At 45.2% G+C, this 19,934-nt stretch carries 19 protein-coding genes and 1 other annotated feature; all 19 genes read right to left on the minus strand.

Going from position 1 to position 19,934, the window contains the following annotated elements; translation table 11 throughout:
• Positions 1-92: 92 nt before the first annotated feature.
• The 19 genes from fusA to cysS all read right to left on the minus strand — a co-directional run bounded on the left by fusA (position 93) and on the right by cysS (position 19,888).
• Entirely contained in the window at positions 93-2,171 is a 2,079-nt protein-coding gene (gene fusA, locus NSQ66_RS27630; protein WP_339279481.1) for an elongation factor G, read from the minus strand.
• Positions 2,172-2,218: 47 nt separating this feature from the next.
• Positions 2,219-2,689: a 30S ribosomal protein S7 gene (gene rpsG, locus NSQ66_RS27635; protein WP_036680520.1), complete on the minus strand. Its 471-nt coding sequence runs from the start codon at positions 2,687-2,689 to the stop codon at positions 2,219-2,221.
• A gap of 45 nt (positions 2,690-2,734) precedes the next feature.
• Entirely contained in the window at positions 2,735-3,154 is a 420-nt protein-coding gene (gene rpsL / locus NSQ66_RS27640; RefSeq protein WP_036680518.1) for a 30S ribosomal protein S12, read from the minus strand.
• A 133-nt stretch (positions 3,155-3,287) separates the two neighbouring features.
• On the minus strand, positions 3,288-3,539 hold the full coding sequence (locus NSQ66_RS27645) for a ribosomal L7Ae/L30e/S12e/Gadd45 family protein (protein ID WP_038573459.1): 252 nt from the start codon (positions 3,537-3,539) through the stop codon (positions 3,288-3,290).
• Positions 3,540-3,719: 180 nt separating this feature from the next.
• Positions 3,720-7,331 (minus strand): DNA-directed RNA polymerase subunit beta', encoded by a 3,612-nt coding sequence (gene rpoC / locus NSQ66_RS27650; protein ID WP_036680514.1) that lies wholly within the window; start codon positions 7,329-7,331, stop codon positions 3,720-3,722.
• 116 nt (positions 7,332-7,447) lie between these two features.
• The gene (gene rpoB / locus NSQ66_RS27655) at positions 7,448-10,993 is read right to left on the minus strand and encodes a DNA-directed RNA polymerase subunit beta (RefSeq protein WP_038573461.1); all 3,546 of its coding nucleotides are present in this window, start codon (positions 10,991-10,993) and stop codon (positions 7,448-7,450) included.
• Positions 10,994-11,415: 422 nt separating this feature from the next.
• Positions 11,416-12,015, minus strand: a complete 600-nt coding sequence (locus NSQ66_RS27660; RefSeq protein WP_038573463.1) for a class I SAM-dependent methyltransferase — start codon at positions 12,013-12,015, stop codon at positions 11,416-11,418.
• Positions 12,016-12,126: 111 nt separating this feature from the next.
• Positions 12,127-12,486, minus strand: a complete 360-nt coding sequence (rplL, locus tag NSQ66_RS27665; protein ID WP_036680508.1) for a 50S ribosomal protein L7/L12 — start codon at positions 12,484-12,486, stop codon at positions 12,127-12,129.
• 65 nt (positions 12,487-12,551) lie between these two features.
• The gene (rplJ, locus tag NSQ66_RS27670; protein ID WP_076099619.1) at positions 12,552-13,055 is read right to left on the minus strand and encodes a 50S ribosomal protein L10; all 504 of its coding nucleotides are present in this window, start codon (positions 13,053-13,055) and stop codon (positions 12,552-12,554) included.
• Between the two features lie 64 nt (positions 13,056-13,119).
• Positions 13,120-13,272, minus strand: a sequence feature (ribosomal protein L10 leader region).
• A 67-nt stretch (positions 13,273-13,339) separates the two neighbouring features.
• A complete protein-coding gene (gene rplA, locus NSQ66_RS27675) occupies positions 13,340-14,032 on the minus strand; it encodes a 50S ribosomal protein L1 (protein ID WP_036680504.1) in 693 nt (230 codons plus the stop codon).
• Positions 14,033-14,114: 82 nt separating this feature from the next.
• Complete coding sequence (gene rplK / locus NSQ66_RS27680) at positions 14,115-14,540, minus strand: 50S ribosomal protein L11 (protein ID WP_036680502.1); 426 nt, start codon at positions 14,538-14,540, stop codon at positions 14,115-14,117.
• A gap of 74 nt (positions 14,541-14,614) precedes the next feature.
• Entirely contained in the window at positions 14,615-15,148 is a 534-nt protein-coding gene (nusG, locus tag NSQ66_RS27685; protein ID WP_036680499.1) for a transcription termination/antitermination protein NusG, read from the minus strand.
• 21 nt (positions 15,149-15,169) lie between these two features.
• Complete coding sequence (gene secE / locus NSQ66_RS27690) at positions 15,170-15,361, minus strand: preprotein translocase subunit SecE (protein ID WP_036680497.1); 192 nt, start codon at positions 15,359-15,361, stop codon at positions 15,170-15,172.
• A gap of 20 nt (positions 15,362-15,381) precedes the next feature.
• Complete coding sequence (rpmG, locus tag NSQ66_RS27695) at positions 15,382-15,531, minus strand: 50S ribosomal protein L33 (RefSeq protein WP_076099620.1); 150 nt, start codon at positions 15,529-15,531, stop codon at positions 15,382-15,384.
• A 391-nt stretch (positions 15,532-15,922) separates the two neighbouring features.
• Positions 15,923-16,567: an RNA polymerase sporulation sigma factor SigH gene (gene sigH / locus NSQ66_RS27700; protein WP_036680496.1), complete on the minus strand. Its 645-nt coding sequence runs from the start codon at positions 16,565-16,567 to the stop codon at positions 15,923-15,925.
• 158 nt (positions 16,568-16,725) lie between these two features.
• A complete protein-coding gene (locus tag NSQ66_RS27705; protein ID WP_036680494.1) occupies positions 16,726-17,247 on the minus strand; it encodes an NYN domain-containing protein in 522 nt (173 codons plus the stop codon).
• 2 nt (positions 17,248-17,249) lie between these two features.
• Positions 17,250-18,014 carry a 23S rRNA (guanosine(2251)-2'-O)-methyltransferase RlmB gene (gene rlmB / locus NSQ66_RS27710; protein WP_339279482.1) on the minus strand — a complete coding sequence of 255 codons (765 nt, stop codon included), beginning with the start codon at positions 18,012-18,014 and terminating at the stop codon, positions 17,250-17,252.
• Positions 18,015-18,050: 36 nt separating this feature from the next.
• Positions 18,051-18,485, minus strand: coding sequence for a Mini-ribonuclease 3 (locus tag NSQ66_RS27715; protein WP_038573467.1), 435 nt, complete (start codon positions 18,483-18,485; stop codon positions 18,051-18,053).
• On the minus strand, positions 18,482-19,888 hold the full coding sequence (cysS, locus tag NSQ66_RS27720; protein ID WP_076225059.1) for a cysteine--tRNA ligase: 1,407 nt from the start codon (positions 19,886-19,888) through the stop codon (positions 18,482-18,484). The genes NSQ66_RS27715 and cysS overlap by 4 nt, the downstream gene beginning before the upstream one ends.
• Positions 19,889-19,934 lie beyond the last annotated feature (46 nt).

Raw genomic sequence — 19,934 nt, forward strand, 5'->3', positions numbered from 1 at the left:
AATGTGGGGTTCCTTATATTTGAGCCGCCCGCATACGTGTAATCTTAGATGACTGAGTGTTTATACCCGGGACGGCAAGTTAAAACTGGTAATTATTCAGCGCCTTTGTTCTTTGCAGCGATCTCTTCCGCAATGGATTTAGGAACTTCTTCATAGTGAGAAAGCTCCATTGAGAATACGCCACGTCCTTGTGTACCAGAACGAAGTGTTGTAGAGTATCCGAACATTTCGGAAAGAGGCACCTTAGCACGGATAATTTGCGCTCCACCACGGGAATCCATACCTTCGATACGGCCACGGCGGGAGTTCAGCATACCCATTACATCACCCATATATTCCTCAGGAACAGTTACTTCTACTTTCATGATTGGCTCAAGCAGGACAGGCTTACACTTGTCTTTAGCTGCTTTGAGTGCCATCGAACCGGCAATTTTAAATGCCATTTCGTTGGAATCGACATCATGATAAGAACCATCTACGATGGTAGCTTTAACGTCTACTAGCGGGAAGCCAGCAAGTACGCCGTTTTTCATTTGTTCTTCAATACCCGCAAGTGCAGGAGCGATGTACTCTCTAGGAACCGAGCCACCCACAACTTTACTTTCGAATTTGCTACCAGTACCTGGTTCGAGGGGTTCAAATTCAACCCATACGTGACCGTATTGACCACGACCACCAGATTGGCGTACAAATTTACCTTCGACGCGAGCAGGTGCCTTGAACGTTTCGCGGTAAGCAACCTGTGGTTTACCCACATTGGTTTCTACTTTGAACTCACGACGCATACGGTCGATGATGATGTCCAAGTGAAGTTCACCCATACCAGCCAGGATTGTTTGGCCTGTTTCTTCATCAGTGTGAGCACGAAGAGTTGGATCCTCTTCAGTCAACTTTCCGAGAGCAACGCCCATTTTATCTTGGTCAGCTTTAGTTTTTGGTTCAACAGCGATCTCGATAACTGGATCAGGGAAGTTCATTGATTCCAGAATTACTGGATTCTTCTCATCACACAGTGTATCACCTGTACTGGTATCTTTCAAACCAACAGCAGCTGCGATGTCGCCAGAATACACGATGGAAATTTCTTGACGGCTGTTCGCATGCATTTGAAGGATACGACCAATACGTTCACGCTTGTTCTTAGTTGCATTAACTACGTATGATCCGGACTCAAGTACGCCTGAGTAAACACGGAAGAACGTAAGTTTACCAACATAAGGGTCTGTCATGATTTTAAATGCCAAAGCTGCAAACGGCTCTTCATCCGAAGAGTGACGAACAGCTTCTGTACCGTCATCAAGATGTCCAGTAATAGCTGGAACGTCAAGAGGAGATGGCAAGTAATCAACAACAGCATCCAGCATAAGCTGAATCCCTTTGTTTCGGTAGGAAGATCCAGCAATTACAGGGAACAATTTAACTTCAACTACGCCTTTGCGAATTGCAGCTTTAATTTCCGGAATTTTAATTTCTTCGCCTTCCAAATACTTCATAGTCAGATCCTCATCAAGTTCAGCAACTTTCTCGATCAACTCGAGACGCAGCTCCTCAACTTTGGCCAAATATTCTTCCGGAATATCCGTTACTTCGATGTTTTGGCCCAGATCATCTCTGAACATGTGTGCTTTTTGCTCAACTAGGTCGATAATACCAGTGAAATCACTTTCTGCACCAATTGGCAATTGAATAGCAACTGCGTTGGCTTGAAGGCGATCACGCATAGTTTCGATTACGTTAAGGAAATCCGCACCGATAATGTCCATTTTGTTTACATATGCAATCCGGGGAACGTTATAACGGTCTGCCTGTCTCCATACGGTTTCAGACTGAGGCTCAACGCCCTCTTTTGCACTAAATACACCAACTGCCCCATCCAATACACGCAGGGAACGTTCAACTTCAACAGTGAAGTCAACGTGTCCTGGGGTATCAATGATATTGATGCGGTGACCTTTCCACGCAGCAGTCGTAGCAGCGGACGTAATCGTGATTCCGCGCTCTTGTTCTTGCTCCATCCAGTCCATTGTAGCAGCACCCTCGTGAACTTCACCGATTTTGTGCGTACGGCCTGTATAGAAAAGAATCCGCTCTGTGGTAGTTGTTTTACCAGCATCAATATGCGCCATGATCCCGATGTTACGTGTATTTTTTAAGGAGAACTCTCTAGCCATGAAATGGATCTCCCTTCAAAATATAAGTTATTTGAATGACCTTAATCCTACCAACGGTAGTGAGCGAACGCTTTGTTTGCTTCAGCCATTTTGTGTGTATCTTCACGTTTCTTAACAGAAGCGCCTGTGTTGTTGGAAGCGTCGATGATCTCAGCCGCCAAACGCTCTTCCATAGTCTTCTCACCGCGGTTGCGAGAGTAGTTTACGAGCCAACGTAATCCCAGAGCAGTACGTCTCTCTGGTTTAACCTCGATAGGTACTTGATAGTTAGCACCACCGACACGACGAGCTTTGACTTCCAAAACCGGCATGATATTCTTGATGGCAGCTTCGAAAACTTCCATCGGATCTTTACCCGTACGTTCTTCAATCAATTTGAATGAATTGTACAGAATGCTTTGAGCGACACCTCTTTTACCACCCAGCATAATGCGGTTAATCAAACGAGTAACCAACTTGCTATTATACAACGGATCTGGCAATACGTCTCTCTTTGTAACTGGACCTTTGCGTGGCATGGATATCCCCCTTTCTTAAATGTTTATTATTCAGATATTGTTATCTTACTTCTTAGCTTTAGGACGTTTTGCACCGTATTTTGAACGAGCTTGCATCCGGTTAGCTACACCTGCTGTATCCAAAGCACCACGAACGATATGGTAACGAACCCCTGCAAGGTCCTTTACTTTACCTCCGCGAAGTAATACAACACTGTGCTCTTGTAAGTTATGTCCGATACCCGGGATATAAGCTGTTACCTCGAGACGGTTCGTCAAACGAACACGGGCATATTTACGAAGCGCTGAGTTTGGTTTACGTGGAGTCATTGTGCCTACACGAGTGCACACACCGCGTTTTTGCGGAGCGCTCAAATTTGTAGCCTCACGCTTGAGGGCGTTATACCCTTTTTGAAGAGCGGGAGATTTAGATTTTTCGATTTTGGCTTGACGGCCTTTACGAACCAATTGGTTAATTGTTGGCATGTTGTTGCCACCCCCTTCCTGAAATGATAGTCGATTTAAGAACTCTAAGCCCACAGACCCAGGCGGTTCATAAAAAGACAAATGAAAAGTTCTTGCCGCTGGTGTTCACCCCAGTACAAAAACATTTCTGTAGCTATTGTTTTAAGACGGCTGCCATCGCAGCGCCAACTTCTATTCCGCAGGCCTTGCCCAAATTCAGCATCGTATCCACATATGTGATCTTAACACCTTGTTTGTTACAAAGCAAAACTATCCTGGAAGTAAGCCTTTGATCTCCGTCCTCTGCCACATAGACTTCTGCGGCTAGGCCCAACTCTACCGCCTTGACGGTTTGTTTGGTACCGATCTTGACCTGAGCATCCTGTAGTCCTCTATCATCAGTCATTCTCTTTACCTCCAATGAACAAGGATAACATGGCTACTCACGCACCTTAGACATTTTAGCATTATCAATAGATGGTGTCAAGAAATTCAGCAACAATTTTTATAGAAATTATACACAGCAGAACACTCATGCCACACCTATGAGTAGGTATGACATGAGCACACTACCATGATTGCTAATTTATTCAGCAGGAACCGTCTCTAATGATTCAAGTTCGCTTTCTGCATTTGGATCACTTAGCTTAACGTTACGGTAACGGTTCATCCCAGTACCTGCAGGAATCAACTTACCGATAATAACATTTTCTTTAAGTCCAAGCAACTTATCTACTTTACCTTTGATAGCAGCGTCTGTTAGGACACGAGTAGTTTCTTGGAATGATGCAGCTGACAAGAAGGAATCAGTTTCAAGAGACGCCTTGGTAATACCGAGCAAGACTGGTTTAGCAACAGCAGGCTCTTTACCAGACAAGATAGCTTCCTTGTTAGCACCTTCGTACTCATGAATATCCGCAAATGCACCTGGCAACAGACTTGTGTCACCTGCGTCAATAATACGGATCTTCCGAAGCATTTGCTTGATCATAACTTCAATGTGCTTATCATTGATCTCAACGCCTTGGTTACGGTATACACGCTGTACTTCTTGCAGAATGTAGTTTTGTACCCCACGGATCCCTTTGATACGCAGCATTTCTTTAGGGTCAATCGAACCGTCTGTCAGCTCATCGCCGGCTTCGATTTCTTGGCCTTCACTAACACGTAGACGTGAACCATAAGTAATGGAATAAGTCTTGGATTCAGCTTCACCTTGAACCTCGATTTCGCGACGGTCTTTGGTTTCACGGATTTCCTTGATTACGCCATCGATTTCACTGATTGTAGCTTGACCTTTAGGGTTACGAGCTTCAAACAACTCCTGAATACGCGGCAAACCTTGAGTGATGTCATCACCGGCAACACCGCCGGTATGGAAAGTACGCATTGTAAGCTGGGTTCCTGGTTCACCGATAGATTGTGCGGCAATAATACCAACTGCTTCACCAATCTCAACGTGTTTACCAGTTGCCAAGTTACGTCCGTAACATTTCTTACAAACACCATGACGGGCACGGCAGCTCAGTACAGAACGAATTTGCAGCTTAGTTACGCCTGCGTTTACAATTGCCTCCGCTTTATCGGAGTCAATCAAATCATTGCGGTGAACAATGATTTCGCCTGTTTCTGGGTGACGAACAGTTTCGAAGCAGTAACGACCTTCAATACGGTCATACAGATCTTCGATAACCTCTTTACCATCCTGAATACGACTAACTGTGAAGCCTTTATCGGTTCCACAATCTTCTTCACGGACAATAACGTCCTGGGCAACGTCAACAAGACGACGTGTCAGATACCCTGAGTCAGCGGTACGAAGTGCGGTATCGGCAAGACCTTTACGCGCTCCGTGAGTGGAGATAAAGTACTCCAAGACGGTAAGACCTTCACGGAAGTTCGCCTTGATTGGCAATTCGAAAATCCGACCTGAAGGTGTTGCCATCAGACCACGCATACCACCCAGCTGAGTGATCTGCGATTTGTTACCACGTGCTTTAGAGTCAACCATGAGCATGATAGAGTTGAAACGGTCCATCGACTTAAGCAGGATGTTCGTAAGATCATCCTTAGTCTTCGACCAGATCTCAATAACACGGTCATACCGTTCGTCATTGGTGATCAAACCACGGCGATATTGGTTAGCAACCACATCAACCTTAGCTTCAGACTCTTTCAGGATGGTAACCTTTTCCTCAGGAACAATAACGTCCGACACGGCAACTGTAACACCAGAACGTGTGGAGTAAGTGAATCCGAGTTGTTTAATTTTATCCAAAATCATAGAAGTTTTGGTTGTGTGATAAGTTTCAAAACAACGAGCAATTATCAGACCCAGATATTCTTTACCTACAGCACTGGCTTCTGGAGCGGATTCAATCAGCTCGCGAATGTTCGCGCCTTTTTCGTAGATAAAGTATTTCTCTGGTGTGCCGTGCAGCAAGTTGGTTTTGGTTGCTTCGTTGATATAAGGGAAACTACTTGGGTAGATTTCATTAAAGATGATCTTACCGATCGTAGTAATCAACATTGCATTTTGTTGTTCTTCCGTAAAGCATGTTTTGCCAAGTGCTTTAGCCGGAATAGCAACACGAGCATGAAGTCCTGCAGTTCCGCGTTGGTAAGCTGATACAGCTTCGTTAACAGTACGCAGAATCATACCACTACCCTTTTCTTCCTTGTTATCCATGGTCAAGTAGAAAGTACCAAGGACCATATCCTGGGAAGGTGTTACAACTGGCTTACCGTCTTTAGGGTTCAAGATATTACCAGATGCAAGCATGAGAATGCGTGCTTCCGCTTGAGCTTCTGCAGACAGAGGAACGTGCACCGCCATTTGGTCACCGTCAAAGTCGGCATTGTACGCCGTACATACGAGTGGGTGAAGACGAATAGCATGACCTTCCACCAAAATCGGTTCAAATGCTTGAATACCGAGACGGTGAAGTGTTGGTGCGCGGTTTAGAAGCACTGGGTGTTCTCTAATTACTTCTTCGAGTACATCCCAAACTTCAGGACTTACGCGTTCAACTTTACGTTTCGCGCTCTTTATGTTGTGGGCAAGGCCCTTATTAACCAATTCTTTCATAACAAAAGGCTTGAACAATTCTAGCGCCATTTTCTTAGGAAGTCCGCACTGATACATCTTGAGGTACGGTCCTACAACGATAACGGAACGTCCAGAGTAGTCAACCCGTTTACCGAGCAAGTTCTGGCGGAAACGTCCTTGTTTACCTTTCAGCATATGGCTGAGCGATTTAAGTGGACGGTTACCAGGACCGGTTACCGGACGTCCCCGACGGCCGTTATCGATGAGAGCATCGACAGCTTCCTGGAGCATCCGTTTTTCGTTCTGCACGATAATGTCAGGAGCACCGAGATCAAGCAGTCTTTTCAGACGGTTGTTCCGGTTAATAACACGGCGATAGAGATCATTCAAATCGGACGTAGCAAAACGGCCACCATCCAACTGAACCATCGGACGAAGCTCCGGAGGAATAACCGGAAGAACATCCATGATCATCCAATCAGGCTTGTTGCCGGAGTTACGGAATGCTTCAATGACTTCCAGACGTTTGATCGCCCGGTTACGGCGTTGGCCTTGGGCCGTACGCAGTTCTTCTTTGAGGAATTCCAGCTCTTTATCGATGTCGATATCTTGAAGAAGCTTTTTAACAGCTTCAGCACCCATGCCGGCTTGGAACCCGTAACCGTATTTTTCACGGTAGCTACGATATTCTTTCTCGGACAGAAGTTGTTTCTTTTCCAGTGGAGTTTCACCTGGATCCGTTACAACATAAGATGCGAAATAGATAATTTCTTCAAGTGATCTTGGAGACATATCTAGTGCAAGCCCCATGCGGCTTGGGATACCTTTGAAATACCAGATATGAGATACCGGAGCAGCCAATTCAATGTGACCCATACGTTCACGACGAACTTTAGCACGGGTAACCTCAACGCCACAACGGTCGCAGACTACGCCCTTATAACGGACACGTTTGTATTTACCGCAATGACATTCCCAGTCTTTTTGTGGTCCAAAGATACGCTCACAGAAAAGACCCTCTTTTTCCGGTTTCAATGTACGATAGTTAATGGTTTCCGGTTTCTTAACTTCTCCGCGGGACCATGAACGAATCTTCTCCGGAGAAGCGAGTCCGATTTTCATAAATTCAAAATTGTTAACGTCCAACAAGGAGCAACCCTCCTTAACCTAATCCTGATTTAGTACCGCTTTACCCTCTTCTGACTGTTACATCAAAAGAGGGCGTGCGGTCCTTTATAAAATGGAACTTTTAAGCTCCAGCTTGATTATTCTACTCCGACTTCTGAACCTTCTAAATTGAGGCTTAGTTTGTCGCCTGACGTCTCGTCCTCATCGTCCAATTCTCTCATTTCAATTTCCTGCTCGTCACCGCTAAGAATCTTAACATCCATACCCAGGGACTGCAGTTCTTTGATCAATACCTTGAACGACTCAGGAACACCTGGTTCCGGTACATTTTCACCTTTGACAATGGATTCGTACGTCTTCACGCGACCAACCACGTCATCGGATTTCACGGTCAAAATTTCTTGCAATGTATATGCAGCACCGTAAGCTTCAAGCGCCCACACTTCCATCTCCCCGAAACGCTGTCCACCAAATTGAGCTTTACCACCCAATGGTTGTTGCGTAACTAGTGAGTAAGGTCCTGTTGAACGGGCGTGAATCTTATCATCAACCATGTGCGCCAGTTTGATCATGTGCATGACACCAACAGTAACTTCACGTTCGAAGCGTTCACCTGTACGGCCATCATACAGTACAGTCTTACCATTACGCTGCATACCTGCTTCTTCCATCGTATCAAACACGTCGTACTCACGCGCTCCGTCAAATACCGGCGTTGCAATGTGAATTCCCAGACGCAATGCGGCCATACCAATATGGACCTCAAGCACCTGTCCGATGTTCATACGAGAAGGAACGCCCAGAGGGTTAAGAACAACCTGTACTGGCGTACCGTCCGGAAGGAACGGCATATCTTCTTCTGGCAGGATACGGGCAACGACACCCTTGTTACCGTGACGTCCGGCCATCTTGTCACCCTCAGAAATCTTACGTTTCTGAGCGATGTAGACACGAACCAATTGATTTACACCAGGAGGCAGCTCATCGCCGTTCTCACGTGTAAAGACTTTAACGTCCACGATAATACCATCACTACCATGAGGAACGCGTAAAGAGGTATCCCGTACTTCACGAGCTTTCTCACCAAAGATAGCGTGCAGGAGACGTTCTTCTGCTGTCAGTTCAGTCACACCCTTAGGAGTAACCTTACCAACCAGAATGTCACCAGCGCTGATTTCCGCACCAATACGGATGATTCCGCGCTCATCAAGATTGCGCAGAGCTTCTTCGCCGACGTTCGGAATATCGCGCGTAATTTCTTCAGGTCCCAGTTTAGTGTCGCGAGCTTCAGATTCGTATTCTTCGATATGAATCGAAGTATATACATCTTCCTTAACCAGCTTTTCACTTAACAGGATCGCATCCTCGTAGTTGTAACCTTCCCAAGTCATGAACGCAACGACTACGTTACGGCCAAGAGCAAGTTCGCCCATTTCTGTGGAAGGACCGTCTGCCAGGATATCACCTTTCTTAACAATGTCCCCTCTTTTAGCTAGAGGACGTTGGTTAATACAGGTACCTTGGTTAGAACGCATAAATTTGTGTAATTTATATTTAACGATATCGCCTTTAACTTCCTTGCCTTCGACAGTCTCAACGCGACGCAGCCAAATTTCATTAGCTGAAGAACGTTCGATAATACCGTCATACTTGGAAACGATACATACGCCAGAATCCTTAGCGGATTTATGTTCCATCCCTGTTCCGACCAGCGGAGCTTTTGGAATTAGAAGCGGAACGGCTTGACGTTGCATGTTAGATCCCATCAGTGCGCGGTTGGAGTCATCGTTCTCAAGGAACGGAATGAGCGCCGTAGCGACAGATACAACCTGTTTAGGCGAAACATCCATGTAATCGACACGATTACTTGGCATCGTTGTAATGTTGTCTGAGTCTTTGTTGTAACGAACGATTACCATGTCTTCTTTAAAGGTGCCATCTTCTTCGATCAACACGTTAGCCTGAGCAACTACATAATTATCTTCCTCATCAGCAGTCAGATAGTCAATTTGCTCAGTCACCTTACCAGTCTTCGGATCCACCCAACGATACGGAGCTTCAATAAAGCCGTATTCATTGATGCGGGCAAAGGTGGACAAGGAGTTGATCAACCCGATGTTCGGACCTTCCGGCGTTTCAATTGGACACATCCGACCGTAGTGACTGTGATGGACGTCACGAACTTCAAAGCCCGCGCGTTCACGTGTCAAACCACCAGGTCCGAGTGCGGACAGACGACGTTTATGCGTAAGTTCCGCAAGCGGGTTCGTCTGATCCATAAATTGAGACAGCTGGGAACTACCGAAGAACTCTTTAATTGAAGCGATGACCGGACGAATGTTGATCAGAGCCTGTGGCGTAATCGCATTAGCATCCTGAATTGACATTCTTTCGCGAACAACACGCTCCATACGGGACAAACCGATACGGAACTGATTCTGCAAGAGTTCACCTACAGAACGCAGACGACGGTTACCCAAGTGGTCAATATCATCGGTATTGCCAATTCCGTGAAGCAAATTAATAAAGTAGCTGATTGAGGATATAATATCAGCTTGAGTAATATGCTTCACAGATTTGTCGATGTTGCCGTTAGCAATCAGCTTAATAACCCGGCCTTCTTCAATTGGCGAGAACACGTCAATTGTTTGAAGAGGAATATCTTCGCTGTCCATAACTCCGCCAGTAACACGGTAGTTTTTAAAGGCAACATTCTTTTCGAAATATGGAATCAATTCATCAAGCAGTCTACGATCGACCATTTGGCCGGATTCTGCCAGGATTTCTCCAGTAGAGTCGTCAACCAAAGGCTGAGCAAGACGTTGATTGAAAAGACGGTTCTTAATGTGTAGCTTTTTATTGATTTTGTAACGGCCTACATTAGCTAGGTCGTAGCGTTTTGGATCAAAGAAACGCGCAACCAGCAAACTTTTGGCATTGTCTAGTGTCGGCGGTTCGCCCGGACGCAAACGCTCATAAATCTCAATAAGCGCCTTCTCCGTGGAGTCCGTGTTGTCTTTATCCAGCGTATTGCGAATATATTCATCATTGCCAAGCAATTCCAGAATTTCGGCATCACTACCGAAACCGAGAGCACGCAAAAGTACGGTAACAGGAATTTTACGAGTCCGATCGATACGAACATACATAATGTCCTTAGCATCGGTTTCTAGTTCCAACCAGGCTCCGCGGTTCGGGATTACTGTGGCGGTGTAGGTTTTTTTGCCGTTCTTATCCACTTTTGTGCTGAAATAGACGCTTGGAGAGCGAACCAACTGGCTGACAATAACCCGTTCCGCACCATTAATAATAAAAGTGCCGGTCTCCGTCATCAGCGGGAAATCTCCCATGAACACTTCCTGCTCTTTAACCTCACCGGTCTCTTTATTAATGAGCCGCACCTTTACACGCAGAGGAGCCGCATACGTTACGTCCCGCTCTTTAGCGTCGTCAACCGTATATTTCGGTTCACCCAGGCTGTAATCAATGAACTCTAGTACCAAATTACCTGTGAAATCCTGGATCGGCGAGATGTCCTGAAACATTTCCCGCAATCCTTCCTCCAAAAACCAATCATAAGATTTTTGTTGGATCTCGATCAGGTTCGGGACCTCGAGTACCTCGTTAATTCTCGCATAGCTCCGCCGAGTGCGTCGACCATACTGAACAAGATGTCCTGCCAACTTTACTCACCCCTCATGTCTACTCACTTAAAAATTGATTGCGAACCCTTGTTTGGAACCGTATAATGGAACCATACTACAAGGATTCAGTCATAAATAAAAGAAAAGCCCTTATCGAAATCTTCGAAAAAAGAGCGCATTTATCCATGACCAAAATACTCCTTATCAAGTAGATTTGCCCAAAACGTACATATTATACGTCACCAAGCAATAGTTTATGCGCTATTATCTATTACCACGTAGCATTCGCTGCGTTAGAGCATAGACAACCAACTCGCAAAAACTTGCCGTGCGGCATGCGCTAGCCGGGCGACAATATATTGCTTGACATTTCAGCAAACTAAAGACATGGAGCCTATCTTAATACTGACATTTTATAATAATACCATTATCACTATCACATGTCAATAACCTATTGTATTTTATTTTTGCGCTTTAATAATACGATAGCCTTTGTCTTTCCCCACTTCTTCCACCATTGAGAACAAGCTTTCTAGTTTTGCCACTGCTGATGGAGCGCCCTGCTTCTTCTGAATTACAATCCACAGATAGCCACCCTCATTTAAATGTTCATAAGCATCTTCAAAAATCTTATGCACTACAGCTTTTCCTGCACGAATCGGAGGATTAGTTAGAATCACATCGAACTTCTGCTGCTCATTCAATGCGCCGAGCACATCGCTTTCCATTATCGTAACATTCCGGATTCCATTGTGCTGAGCATTCTCACGCGCCAGTTCTACCGCACGACTGTTAATATCAATCATGGTCACATGTCCTTTGGGAGCTAGGTATGCTGCACTTATGCCAATCGGCCCATAACCACAACCTACATCAAGCACCGCTGAACCGTCCGGAATTATCATAGCTTCAATAAGAACTCGGCTACCGTAATCGATGTCTCCTTTAGAGAATACACCGGCATCGCTCGTAAAACGAAAGCTTTTGCCTCTTAGTACGGTATCAATGCTACGTCTGTCATGACGTACTTCCGGCTGCTGCGAATAATAATGTTGCGACATCTCTTTCCTCCCTTTCCTATTATGTTAGCAGTTGGTATATACGCCCTACTAACTCTATTTATAAAACAAACCCCTTGAACAAGTTCAAGGGGTTTTCAGTAATAGAAGGAATTACTTCACTTCTACAGCTGCGCCTGCTTCTTCCAATTTTGCTTTAGTAGCTTCGGCTTCGTCTTTGCTTACTTTTTCTTTGATTGCTTTTGGTGCGTTGTCTACAAGATCTTTAGCTTCTTTCAAGCCAAGACCAGTGATTTCGCGAACGATTTTGATAACGTTGATTTTGGAAGCGCCAGCGCCTGTCAAAATTACGTCAAATTCGGATTGCTCTTCAGCTACTGCTGCTACCGCACCGCCAGCTGCTACTGGAGCTGCTGCAGTTACACCGAATTCTTCTTCAATTGCTTTAACCAGGTCGTTCAGTTCCAATACGCTCATGCCTTTAATTGCTTCCAAGATTGCTTCTTTACTCATGATTGAACCTCCATTTTATATTTAAATTTATTTGTGGTATTGATTATGCTGCAAGAGTCAAAGGCTTACGCGCTTTGTTCTTCTTTTTCAGCAACAGCTTTAACTGCAAGCGCGAAGTTGCGCATTGGAGCTTGAAGTACGCTAAGCAGCATGGACAGCAAACCATCGCGGGATGGAAGCTCAGCCAGTGCTTTCAGTTGTTCCGCGTCAATGACACGACCTTCAACTACGCCGCCCTTCAATTTCAAAGCGTCGTTTTTCTTGGCGAAATCGTTCAAAATTTTAGCTGGTGCTACTGCATCAGTTGTGCTGAATGCGATAGCTGTTGGACCAGTCAAAACTTCATCCAATTCACTCAACTCAGCCGCAGCAGTTGCGCGACGTAGCAATGTGTTCTTCAGGACTTGAAACTCAACGCCAGCTTCACGAAGTTGCTTACGCAGTTCAGTCACTTGGGAAACGTTCAATCCACGGTAGTCAGCTACAACAGTCGAAAGACTGTTTTGCAGTTTTGCAGTAACGACGTCAACCGCGTCTTGTTTTGCTTGAATTACTTTTGCATTTGCCAATGTATACACCTCCTGAAAATTTATGTGTCGGCGTTCTTTCCAAGGAAAGCTTCACCGCTCCTACGCAGGCAGTAGAAAAGCCTCCGCAGAATCACGAAGGCTTGATAAAACGAAAGTTATACGAGCAAGCTCGTTACTTCTTGTTTCTATCACAACACCTCGGTAGGAAATTAAGCACTAAGGCACCTACTGTCTACGGTAAGCATATTCAAGGTTAAGATTGATACCTTAAGTTTCACAACTGTTATAGATTATCAAAATTGACTCAAAGAGTCAACCCTTAATTATCTGAAGACGGTTGTGTTCACACGAGCGCTAGGTCCCATTGTGGAAGAAATCGAGATGCCTTTAAGGTATACACCTTTAGCAGCAGCTGGTTTCGCACGGTTCAAAGCGTCGATAAGAGCTTTAAGGTTATCGTTCAATTGTGCAGCATCAAAGGACACTTTGCCGATTGGCGCGTGAATTTGACCTGCTTTGTCGAGACGGTATTCGATTTTACCGGCTTTGATTTCTTGCACAGCCTTGGAAACATCGAATGTAACTGTGCCAGCTTTAGGGTTAGGCATAAGACCTTTACCACCAAGCAGACGACCCAGTTTACCGACTTCACTCATCATATCAGGTGTAGCTACGCAGACATCAAATTCAAACCAGCCTTGTTGAATTTTGTTGATCATGTCTTGATCACCAACAAAATCAGCGCCAGCAGCTTCTGCCTCTTTCGCTTTTTCACCTTTTGCAAATACAAGCACGCGTTGTGTTTTACCAGTGCCGTGAGGCAGGACAACAACACCACGAACTGCTTGGTCTTGTTTACGCGGGTCTACACCCAGACGAACTGCTGCTTCAACGGTTTCGTCGAACTTAGCAGTCGCTGCCTTTTTCACAAGCTCTACAGCTTCTGAAGGCTCGTAAGTTGCTTCGCTGTTGATCAGCTTAGCAGCTTCTTGGTATTTCTTACCATGTTTAGCCATGAAAATGTTCCTCCTTTGTGGTGTTAGCGGAAATTCCTCCCACATACTTGCGGGTCACGAATGACCGATTCTTCGAAAACTACTAGTCTTCGATTGTGATACCCATACTGCGAGCAGTACCTTCAACCATACGCATTGCAGCTTCAACAGTTGCAGCGTTAAGGTCAGGCATTTTTGTTTCAGCAATTTCACGTACCGCAGCGCGGCCGATTTTTGCTACTTTTTTCTTGTTTGGTTCGCCGGATCCTTTTTCTACTTTAGCAGCGATGCGAAGCAGAACAGCAGCCGGAGGAGTTTTAGTGATGAAAGTAAAGGAACGGTCTTCAAATACTGTAATTTCAACCGGAATGATCAAGCCAGCCTGGTCGGCAGTACGAGCATTAAATTCCTTACAGAATGCCATGATGTTGACACCTGCTTGACCTAACGCCGGACCTACTGGAGGCGCTGGATTCGCTTTCCCTGCAGGAATCTGCAGTTTCACCATTTTAATAACTTTTTTAGCCATGAGTGACACCTCCTTGCAAAAATAGTGGTCTTCGAACGCCAATAGCGCTCTCCCACAAGAAACCCTAGCTTATGTTATATTTTCTCCACTTGAGTGAAATCCAACTCTAGCGGGGTTTCCCGTCCAAACATGTTAACATGCACTTTGATCTTGCTCTTGTCAGCCAAAATTTCTTCCACGGAGCCCACAAAATTCGCAAACGGACCAACCATAATACGTACGGATTCCTTGATTTCGAAATCAATCTTCGCTTTAGGTTCAACCATGCCCATATGCTTCAGAATTTGTTCTACCTCTTCCGGAAGCAAAGCTGTTGGTTTAGACCCTGAGCCTGTCGAACCAACAAATCCAGTAACGCCCGGAGTATTGCGGACAACATACCAGGAATCATCAGTCTGAACCATTTCCACCAAAACATATCCGGGGTAAACTTTACGCATAACGGTTTTTTTCTTACCGTCTTTGTTTACGATTTCTTCTTCCATAGGAACAAGAACGCGGAATATTTTGTCTTCCATGCCCATGGACTCAACGCGCTTTTCCAAATTGGCTTTGACCTTATTCTCATACCCAGAATAGGTATGAACGACATACCATCTTTTTTCCATATCAAGCCACCTGGGACCTCTCTAAATAATCGCTTCAATCACAGCGGAAATACCGATGTCCAGAACCCAGAAGTAAATAGCGACAACTACAATCGTACCGAGAACGATCAATGTATAGTTGGTCAATTCTTTACGACTTGGCCAGCGAACCTTTTTGAGTTCACTCCAGCTCTCAGTGAAAAAGGAAAACATAGACTTGAAACTACGTTTCATGCCGACTACACCTCCACAGACTATCTGGTTTCGCGATGAGGAGTTTGCGAGTTACAATACTTGCAAAATTTCTTCATCTCCATGCGGTCGGGGTGATTTCGCTTGTTTTTGGTAGTCGCATAGTTTCTTTGTTTGCAACTTGTACAAGCCAAAGTGATAATTACCCGCATGATGTGCACCTCCCGAGACGTCCTTCCAATTCACATTAGAAGACGCAAATATTGATCCTAAAAAAAAGCCGCGAATTTAGGCCTACCTAAAACACTTTAGCATAATGTCAAGGTCTGTGTCAACGAAAGAATTCCGTTCTGCACTGGGTAATTCCGGGTTTAGTAGTCATATGGCCGTACCCTGTCTTTGGGTCTATCTCTTCCTCACACTTCGCTGTCTTCCTTACCATTATGGGGTATTCCGTCTGTGTATAAACCTACCTTCAACGGCAACGACTAAAATCGGCTCGAATAGTAATTTATGGTGCAAGCACCTAATTCTATCCGAGTGATTTCAAAAAGACTAAAAAAAAGAACTCGATGTCCGAGCCCTCTCTTGTTCATTATATCATCAATTGTCACGTACTTCTAGATATCTTTCTAATTTCCTTTTTACTCGTTGTAGAGCGTTATCAATAGACTTTACATGCCGCTTAAGATCTTCAGCAATCTCCTGATAGGATCTTCCGTCTAAATACAACATCAGAACCTTGCGCTCCAAGTCACTTAGAATCTCCGCCATCTTATCTTCAAGACCAATGAATTCTTCTTGATTAATAATTAGCTCTTCTGGATCTAGAACCTGTGTTCCACAAATGACATCCATAAGTGTTCTATCAGAATCTTCGTCATAAATGGGCTTGTCCAAGGAAACATAAGAGTTCAGCGGAATATGTTTCTGACGAGTGGCCGTCTTAATAGCCGTTATAATCTGTCGTGTAATGCAGAGCTCAGCAAAAGCCTTAAATGAAGAGAGCTTGTCACCTTTAAAGTCACGAATAGCCTTGTATAGACCAATCATTCCTTCTTGTACAATATCTTCACGGTCTGCCCCGATCAAGAAATAAGAGCGGGCTTTAGCACGTACAAAGTTACGGTATTTATTAATCAAGTGTTCTAATGCGCCACTGTCGCCACCACGGAAAGCCTCGACAATATCTTCATCACTTATGAAATCATACTCAGACAGCATTATTTCCTTGAGGTCGACACTCACCAAGAATCCCCCCGGCTGCAACGCAAGACACATCGTTACTTCGCGAAATATAGGATCAGTATATATTATGTTACCTTCCACCGTCAACCGGAGTTTGTCCAAAATCAATCTAGAATAGCATAAATTGGAATAAAATATTTCCTGATTCTTCCTCGATCTCACTGTCTGCGCCATTTTTCCAGCTTACTGCGCACATCGGGAGGCAGTTTGTCTTCCAAAGAATGACGAGTAGAACTGACACCGCCAGGTTCGATAGCTTTTTTTACTTGTTTTTGATTCTCTTCAATTTCCAGATGCAATTCCCTTGCCGAAATTCGCAATGCACCTTGTGCAAAAATAATATGCTGCTCTATAAAATCACTCGTAGCCACATAGATCTGCCGGCGCCGATTGCTATATTCCCCAACCAGTCGCTCAATGCATTCATCTGCGGTTTCTTTTTCCTTGGTGAAGTACACCTGGACCTTACCCTGGACAAAAGACCTTCCCAACCCCGGAACACGGTATGCATCAAAAACAGCAATAACTCTTCGTCCAGAGAAAGCCTGGTAATCTGCCAGCAAATCCATCAAGCGGTCGCGTGCTTCCTGCATACCAATCTGGGACAGTGCCACAAGTTCCGGCCAGCCACCGATCATGTTATATCCATCCACAAGCAGCACATCGCGCCAGTCGGCCATAGCTATCCCTGCAGTTGCCGGCGGCGTATCACTTCATACATAATGACTCCTGCGGCGACAGAGGCATTTAATGAATTGATCTTTCCGGCCATCGGCAGCTTAAGAAGCACATCACATTTTTCACGAATCAGGCGTCCCATTCCTTTATTCTCATTGCCGATTACAACAGCTACCGGACCCGTGAAAATATCGGATTGGTATAGATTCTGATCGGTATCCACGTCTGTTCCTACTACCCAGACTCCCTGCTCTTTTAGACGGTCAATGGTCTGACCCAGGTTTGTAACCCGGGCAACCGAAACATACTCCACAGCACCCGCGGATGTTTTGGACACGGTCGCAGTTATCTGAGCCGAACGGCGTTTAGGTACGATTACCCCATGTACTCCAGTACAATCCGCCGTCCGCAGAATCGAGCCCAGGTTATGAGGATCTTCAATTTCATCAAGCAAAATAAGGAATGCCGGTTCTCCTTTGGCTTCTGCTATAGCTAACAAATCATCCACTTCAACATAGGCAAATGGTGCTGCTTGTGCAACCACCCCTTGATGCTGCACACCTGGTGCCAGTTGATCCAGCTTACGCTTGTCCACATGCTGAATGACAATTCCCGCTTTCCGGGCTTCGGCAACGATGGGTGCTGTCAGATGCTTCTGGGCTGTCTCTGCGATCCATATTTTATTTAATGTACGACCAGCACGAAGCGCTTCAAGCACAGAATGCTTCCCTGCCAATATTTCCTCTTCAGTCTTCAATTCTTCTTCCATGTTCACTTCTCCTATTTTCTATTTCGCCAAAGCCTATCACGGCTGTTTCAACATAAACTGTATACCCTTGTGCACAATTTCTTCTATTCTCTCCTGTTGTCCTGTGTAGTACAAGTAACCAATCAAGCACTCAAAAGCTGTAGCATGACGGTATTCAAGCACATCCGCATTCTTAGGAACACTTCCCGATTTCGCATTTCTCCCCTGACGGGCGACATCCTTCTCCTCTTCCGTGAGACTAGGCTCCAAAAAGTTCAGAATTGCACACTGTGCTTTAGCGGATACCAGCCCTGTAGCAGAACGATGCAAATGGTTCGGACGCAAATTCGGAAGAGATACTAAATACTGGCGAACAGCCACCTCATAGATAGCATCTCCTACATAAGCTAGAACAATAGGCGAAAGTAGTCGCGCAGGTTTGGAAGGCTCATAAGGAAACCATCCGTTATCAAACTTGCGTTCCTCACTCATTTACGACGCCACCGCATTCCTTGTGGAGTATCCTCAAGCAATATGCCCAAGCGGCCTAATTCATCACGGATCTCGTCAGACCGGCTCCAATTCTTATTCTTACGAGCTTCAACCCGCTCGGCGATCAACCGTTCAACTTCTTCACTTGCAATTTCCTCTTCCAGTTCAGGCGTCAAACGCAGCACAGCATTCATTTCGCCAAAGGCTTGCAGTAATGCAGCAAAATCAGCAGGAGCAGCCTCGTTATTCGCAAGCGTATGGTTTGCCAGGCTCACCCAATCGAACATAGCCGTGATCGCATCAGGCGTATTAAAGTCATCCTGCATTCTAGCATGGAAATTGGCCACTATAGCCGACAGCTTATCATTAATCTCTGAGTTGACCTCACCTTGAGCACCATCAGCAGCGAGTTCAAGCCGATGTTTAACGTTACTCTCTGCAAGCGTGATCCGTTCAACGCTCTTTTCGGCGGAAGTCATAGATTCCTCTGAGAAATTCAACGGGTTGCGGTAATGGGTCGATAGCATGAAATAGCGGATAGCTCCTGCTTTAAAACGCTCACGGATGTCTTTTACAAGCCAGCCATTACCGAGCGATTTCGACATTTTCTCATCACCAATGTTGATAAATCCATTATGCATCCAGTAATTAGAGAGTGGTTTACCAGTCAGAGCTTCAGTCTGAGCGCATTCGCATTCATGATGCGGGAACTGCAAATCTTGTCCACCACCATGGATATCGATCGTATCCCCCAAGAACTCCCGCGCCATAGCCGAGCATTCAATATGCCAGCCGGGACGTCCGTCTCCCCAAGGGCTACTCCAGTGCACTTCACCAGGTTTGGCTGCTTTCCAAAGCACAAAATCCTCCGGTTTTTCCTTACGTGAGTCCACCTCAACACGGATACCAAACTGCAGCTCATCCAGATTCTGACGAGATAATTTACCGTAGTCTTCAAATTTTGAAGTGCGGTAATATACATCGCCACCGCTTTCGTATGCGAATCCTTTTTCCTCAAGCTCTTTAATAAATCCAATAATCAGCTCCATGCTTTCCGTTACACGGGGATTCAAGGTTGCCGGTTTAACACCAAGCCCTTCCAGATCCTCACGGTAAGCAGCAATGAAAGTTTCCGCTACCTCTGCTACAGTAGTGTTCATTTCTTCGGCTTTGCGAATCAGTTTATCATCAACATCCGTGAAATTCGTAACATAACGCACCTCATTACCTAACTGCTCCAAGTAATTCCGGACCATATCAAAAACAATTATAGGTCTAGCATTTCCGATATGCATATATCCATAAACGGTTGGACCACACACATACATCTTAACTTTGCCCGGCTCCTGGGGCACAAACTGCTCCTTGCTGCGTGTCATTGTGTTATATATTTGTAAAGCCATCCTTATTCCAGCCCTTTCTGTTCTTCCGGATTCCTTAATACCGGGA

It is taken from the genome of Paenibacillus sp. FSL H3-0329, from assembly GCF_037963285.1.
Taxonomy (GTDB): Bacteria; Bacillota; Bacilli; order Paenibacillales; family Paenibacillaceae; genus Paenibacillus_AQ; species Paenibacillus_AQ odorifer.

Coding starts and splice junctions, on each gene's coding strand:
- fusA (WP_339279481.1), bottom strand. CDS start 2,171: ATGGCTAGAGAGTTCTCCTTAAAAAATACACGTAACATCGGGATCATG.
- NSQ66_RS27715 (WP_038573467.1), bottom strand. CDS start 18,485: ATGAGTGAGGAACGCAAGTTTGATAACGGATGGTTTCCTTATGAGCCT.
- rpsG (WP_036680520.1), bottom strand. CDS start 2,689: ATGCCACGCAAAGGTCCAGTTACAAAGAGAGACGTATTGCCAGATCCG.
- secE (WP_036680497.1), bottom strand. CDS start 15,361: ATGAAACGTAGTTTCAAGTCTATGTTTTCCTTTTTCACTGAGAGCTGG.
- NSQ66_RS27660 (WP_038573463.1), bottom strand. CDS start 12,015: ATGTCGCAACATTATTATTCGCAGCAGCCGGAAGTACGTCATGACAGA.
- rplL (WP_036680508.1), bottom strand. CDS start 12,486: ATGAGTAAAGAAGCAATCTTGGAAGCAATTAAAGGCATGAGCGTATTG.
- rlmB (WP_339279482.1), bottom strand. CDS start 18,014: ATGGAAGAAGAATTGAAGACTGAAGAGGAAATATTGGCAGGGAAGCAT.
- NSQ66_RS27705 (WP_036680494.1), bottom strand. CDS start 17,247: ATGGCCGACTGGCGCGATGTGCTGCTTGTGGATGGATATAACATGATC.
- cysS (WP_076225059.1), bottom strand. CDS start 19,888: ATGGCTTTACAAATATATAACACAATGACACGCAGCAAGGAGCAGTTT.
- rpsL (WP_036680518.1), bottom strand. CDS start 3,154: ATGCCAACAATTAACCAATTGGTTCGTAAAGGCCGTCAAGCCAAAATC.
- NSQ66_RS27645 (WP_038573459.1), bottom strand. CDS start 3,539: ATGACTGATGATAGAGGACTACAGGATGCTCAGGTCAAGATCGGTACC.
- rplA (WP_036680504.1), bottom strand. CDS start 14,032: ATGGCTAAACATGGTAAGAAATACCAAGAAGCTGCTAAGCTGATCAAC.
- rpmG (WP_076099620.1), bottom strand. CDS start 15,531: ATGCGGGTAATTATCACTTTGGCTTGTACAAGTTGCAAACAAAGAAAC.
- rplK (WP_036680502.1), bottom strand. CDS start 14,540: ATGGCTAAAAAAGTTATTAAAATGGTGAAACTGCAGATTCCTGCAGGG.
- nusG (WP_036680499.1), bottom strand. CDS start 15,148: ATGGAAAAAAGATGGTATGTCGTTCATACCTATTCTGGGTATGAGAAT.